We start from the raw sequence: 4910 nt of genomic DNA on the forward strand, positions 1-4910 counted from the left end.
ACGGTCAGGACAACCTCTTCGACGCGACCGCCTGCTTCGGTCAGCGCCGCGGCCAGACCGCCGACCTGGTCCGGTTCACCGGTCAGGCAAAACCGGGTCTGGCCGAGCGAAAAATGGCTGTCGAGCATCGCGTCCTGAAGCCGTTTGCGCCAGCGGATGATCGACGGGTGCGGCTCTTTCTTACCGGAGAGCTTGAGCAGAAATTCGGCGAGCTCATCGGTCGCCGTCAATCCGCAGAGATGCCGGAAATGCCGGTGATTCATCCCCGGGTTCTTCTTCAGCAGCGCCACCGCGCCGGGCTGCATTGATGCGCCGATGGAGATAACCGTGCCGGCATTTGCAAGTTCGCGGATCGTCGCGACCGGCGTGCCGCCGCTTGACAGGGCCGCCTGTTTTTCGCCGAGATGGCCGTCGAGGGAAGTCGAGAGATCCGGCAGGGCGTGAACCTCGAATCCGAACAGCTCGATAAACTGCTTGATCTTTTCGACCTCGATCGCCTGCAGCGAGACATGCGGCAGGATGATGATTTTGTCGGTATCGGTTTTCCCGACCGGTGCAACCAGCTGGTCGATGATCGCAGCGGTCGCTTCGCCCCAGCCCGATTCGAAGCCGCCTTCGTAATCGGGCGTGTTGACATGCACTACCGGGAAGTCGACCTCGGAGGCGATGGTCCGGATATCGTCGCCCTTGGTTTCGGTGAGGCCGGTGGTGAAGAGCCCGATCAGATCCGGCGTCACTTTTTTCGTAATATTCTTGATGGACTCAACAATGTTGTAGCCGCCGCCATCGAGGATCGCGGTCACGTCGGTCACCGCCGTCGTCTGGATGGCAATCGGCTCGGAGAAGTGACGGGTAAAAAAGACCTTGCTGAACGAGGTGCAGCCCTGGCCGCCGTGCATCAGCGGCATGCAGCGGTCGATGCCGAGAAAGGCGAGGGTGGCTCCCATCGGTGCCGAAAGCTTGATCGGATTGACCTGCAGCGGTTTGGTCATGCGTTGTTCTCCCATGGCGCTTTTTTTGCAACATTTCGGAAGACCGGGTTTTCGAGCGCGTTCTTCAGGTCTTCGGCCAGGTTGATCAGGCCGTTATAGGCGCCATAACTCTTCTTCTTCTCCTGGTTAACGTCGGCGAAGGCGATCCCTTTTTTGATGGCGGTGTAGAGTGAGCGGCCGCCGGCAAGCAGGAGATCGGCGCCGGTCTCCTCAATCAGTTTGGCCTGCTCGGCGCCGGGATTCATCATCAGGACGCCGTTTTCGCCAAGTGTCTGCCGGGCTTTCTCGCGGTCGTCCTCGGTCGCTTTCTTGACTGCCGTGGCAACAACCTTGATCCCGAGGTCCTGCAGGGCGGCGGCGATCGACCAGGTCTTGTTGCCGCCGGTGTTGAGCACCGCCTTCTTGCCCCTGAAGAATTCGCGATACGGTTTCAGCTTTTCAGCAAGCGCCGCTTCTTCGCGCCGGATCAGTTTTTTGGTCCGCTCGACCAGGTCCGGATCGCCGAGAGCTTCGGCGATGGCGAGCAGCCCGTTGCTGGTGTCGCGGGTGCCGTAAAAAGAGAGTGAGATTGACGGGATACCGTAGCGCTCTTGCATCTTGCGGGTCACTGAAACCAGCGACTTGGCGCAGACGATGACGTTCAGTTTCGCCCGGTGCGCGGTGCGGATATCGGCAATGCGGCCGTCACCCGAGAGGGTTGAGAGCACCCGGATGCCGAGCTCATCGAGTAGCGGCGTATATTGCCACATGTCGCCGGTGACGTTATATTCGCCGATCAGGTTGATATCGAAGGGTGTCGTCTCTTCCGGTTCCCTGGTGCCGACCAGGTGCATCAGGGCGGCTTCACCGCCGAGACGGCTACCGAGGTTCTTGCTGCCGACAAAGCCGGGGGCGTGCACCGGCACGACCGGGAGCCCATGCCGTTCGGCCGCCTGCTTGCAGATGGCGTCAAGATCGTCACCGATCAGGGCGGTCACACAGGTCGCGTAAACGAAGACCGCCTCCGGTGCGTAGCGGGACACGATGTAATCGATCGAATCGCCGACCTTCTGTTCGCCGCTGAATACGACGTCGTTGATATCAATGTCGGTGGTGAAACCGATCTGGGTCATGTCAACGCCTGGCCAGCTGGTGCCGGTGGCGCGGGTTTCCCACGAGGAGCCGAGGCAGGTCATCGGTCCGTGCACCAGGTGGGCGGCGTCGGCAAACGGGAAGAGGGTGATCTGCGCCCCTTCGAAGGCACAGCCGCCGGTGGTCGCTCCCGGAGTCGGGGCGTTGCAGGCAGCTTTTTTAGTTGCGTTGTGGCTACAGGAACTTTCGTTCAGGAGTTCCCGGACATTCGGTTTTGTGCTCAAAAGGTCTGCTCCTTGTTGTTTGGATACAGCCCCGTCACATCCTTGGGAGGGTTATTGTCCGGCAACTTTGACGGTCGATATTTATTTATACTCCCTCTATAGAGCAAAAGGCTTGCCAACTCGAAATAGAGAAAAAAAGTGGTTTTTTAAGGTTTTAGCTAGAAAATCAGATCATAAAAAAGACATGTTGCATATTTTTTATACAATCTCTTTTCGAAAGAACCGGTGATGCACCCTGTTTTTAGCGGTTTACGTTTGGGCATGCAGTTTGCTCTAGGAATATAGAGAGCTGTCTCACGTCAAGCCGTAAAGACAATCTGAAAGGCAGCTTTAACGCAGAGACGCCGAGACGCAGAGAAAGGCAAGTGCTTTTCAGGGTTTTAGAACTTTAGTTAAAAGCACTATAGCTTTCCGTTTTGTTTTTCTCTGCGGCGCCAGCTTGTGACTCTGCGTTAAGGAAGTATTTGCTGTTTAGCCTGTCGTTTTTGCGTGGGACTGATCTTGAAATAATTCGGCAATGATGCCGATAAGAGTGGCAACGCAGCCCCGCGGACTTTTGAGCTCCGACGGGGCTTTTTCGTTTTTCAAGGAGAATATGATGGTCAACAATCGGGAAATCATCATTGACGACACAACCCTGCGTGACGGAGAGCAGACCGCCGGGGTGGTCTTCAGCCGTGAGGAGAAAATTAAAATCGCCAGGACCCTCGATGAAATCGGTGTCGGCGAACTCGAATGCGGTATTCCGGCAATGGGCCGGGATGAGCAGGCCTCGATCCGGGCCCTGGTTGATCTCGGGCTCAGGGCGCGACTGATCACCTGGAACCGGGCAGTTATCTCCGATATCCGGTCTTCAATCGATTGCGGCGTGACAGCCGTCGATATCTCCCTGTCGGTTTCCGATATCCATATTGAAAAGAAGCTCGGCGAGTCGCGCCAGTGGGTGAAGGAGCAGCTCAAGGTCGCCCTCGGTTATGCCAAGCAACACGATCTCTATGTCTCGGTCGGCGGCGAGGATGCGAGCCGGGCCGATCTCGAGTTCCTGGTCGAGTTGATGCAGATCGCCAAGGCCGAAGGGGGCGACCGCTTCCGTTTCTGCGATACCCTCGGTGTCCTCGATCCCTTTGCGACCTACGACAAGGTCAAGTACCTGGCCGACCGCGTGGCGCTCGACCTCGAGGTTCACACCCATAATGACCTCGGCATGGCAACGGCCAATGCTGTCGCCGGTATCCGGGCCGGCGCCCGCTTTGTCAACACCACGGTCAACGGTCTCGGCGAGCGGGCCGGCAACGCTGCTCTCGAGGAGGTGGTGATGGCGCTCAAACATGCCTGCGGCATCGAATCGGGAATCGACACCAGTCGTTTTGTCGAACTCTCGCGCCTGGTCGGCCAGGCGAGTTGCCGGCCGGTGCCGGAGTGGAAGGCGGTGGTCGGGGAAAAGGTCTTTTCGCATGAATCGGGCCTGCACACCGACGGCGTGTTGAAAGCCCCGGAAAACTACGAGGGGTATGATCCGGCCGAAGTCGGCCTGTCGCGCCACCTGGTCGTCGGCAAGCATTCGGGTCGAAACGGCCTCAGTGCCCGCCTGGCCAGCCTCGGCATAGAATTGAATATAATGGAGCTTAAAGACCTTCTCGAGCAGGTCAGGTACCTGGCCCAGATCCGAAAACGACCATTGACCGACCCTGAACTTCTGGCTCTCTGCGCGATACCACGGGTCGCCTGATTCGAGACCTCTTGACGTTGGTTTAATCAACCGGGCAGTCGATTTGTCGATCTGTTGCTGAATGCTATTTCACAGACTCTTTGACCGATTCCTTCACTTCCTCTGCTGCCTCGTCAATCTTTTCACCGGCTTCTTCCATCGGACCATCCTGGGTGAGCTTGTCCTCGATCGTTTCCTTGGCCTCTTCGACCTTGTCTTTCGTCTGCTCAACCGCCTCGTCGATTTTGGCTCCTGCTTTTTCGGCCGGCCCTTTCTGTTCACAGGCCGTGAGCAAGAACATCAACCCGAATGATAAAACAACGACCAGTATCAAAAACAGTTTACGCATCTACTTATCTCCTTTTCCGCTACCTGTCGATGAAGTATTCAATAAAACTTCCGCGATTCATTCAGTAGCCAGTATTAAAAGTTTCCATCAAATCCTAACAGGCATTGACGCGATGACAATGAGGGGAATGCCCTCTTTTCTGGTGGAAAAAATCTGCTTTTAGCGGGATCGATGGCGCCACGCCGGCAGGCACCCACTGAGCGTTGGACATCTTCTGCTAATTTCTCCGGCCCGGAGATCGGTTGCGTAATCGATAGAGATTTGACAACCACCGCCATTCTGACGTATACAGGAGCGCCGATTATCGCCTGAGCGAATCGGCGACAGGTTTCTCCCTGTGCGGTCCACCAGATCCCTGACCTGTTCCTGGCAAAAAACCCGTTATCCGAAAGTGAGATTCTAATTCGATGATGAACCTGAAACCTGAGGTTGTCGCTCAGTTGGAGCGCGTACTCGGCTCGGTTGAAATGTTGTTGCCGAAAGCGGTTAAGTCGCTTGACTGGGCT

The 4910-nt window shown here is 56.7% G+C and carries 5 protein-coding genes; 2 read left to right on the top strand and 3 right to left on the bottom strand.

The annotated features are described in order from the left end of the window. Both C0623_05085 and nifE read right to left on the bottom strand, forming a co-directional pair. Window positions 1–1007, bottom strand: a 1007-nt coding sequence (locus tag C0623_05085) for a nitrogenase iron-molybdenum cofactor biosynthesis protein NifN (GenBank protein PLY01741.1), incomplete at its 3' end; no start/stop codon positions are given. Further along, a complete protein-coding gene (gene nifE, locus C0623_05090; GenBank protein ID PLY01738.1) occupies window positions 989–2347 on the bottom strand; it encodes a nitrogenase iron-molybdenum cofactor biosynthesis protein NifE in 1359 nt (452 codons plus the stop codon). The genes nifE and C0623_05085, both read right to left, overlap by 19 nt. A 598-nt stretch (window positions 2348–2945) precedes the next feature. On the opposite strand from nifE, the gene nifV reads away from it, so the two are divergent. Further along, entirely contained in the window at window positions 2946–4076 is a 1131-nt protein-coding gene (gene nifV, locus C0623_05095; GenBank protein ID PLY01739.1) for a homocitrate synthase, read from the top strand. A gap of 64 nt (window positions 4077–4140) precedes the next feature. Here nifV and C0623_05100 read toward each other — a convergent pair whose 3' ends face one another. Next, entirely contained in the window at window positions 4141–4404 is a 264-nt protein-coding gene (locus tag C0623_05100; GenBank protein PLY01740.1) for a hypothetical protein, read from the bottom strand. A 407-nt stretch (window positions 4405–4811) separates the two neighbouring features. Between C0623_05100 and C0623_05105 the strand changes: the two genes are divergently transcribed. Beyond that, on the top strand, window positions 4812–4910 hold a 99-nt coding region (locus C0623_05105; GenBank protein PLY01742.1), incomplete at its 3' end, for an AAA family ATPase.

Source organism: Desulfuromonas sp. (genome assembly GCA_002869615.1).
In the GTDB taxonomy this organism is placed as follows: Bacteria; Desulfobacterota; Desulfuromonadia; order Desulfuromonadales; family UBA2294; genus BM707.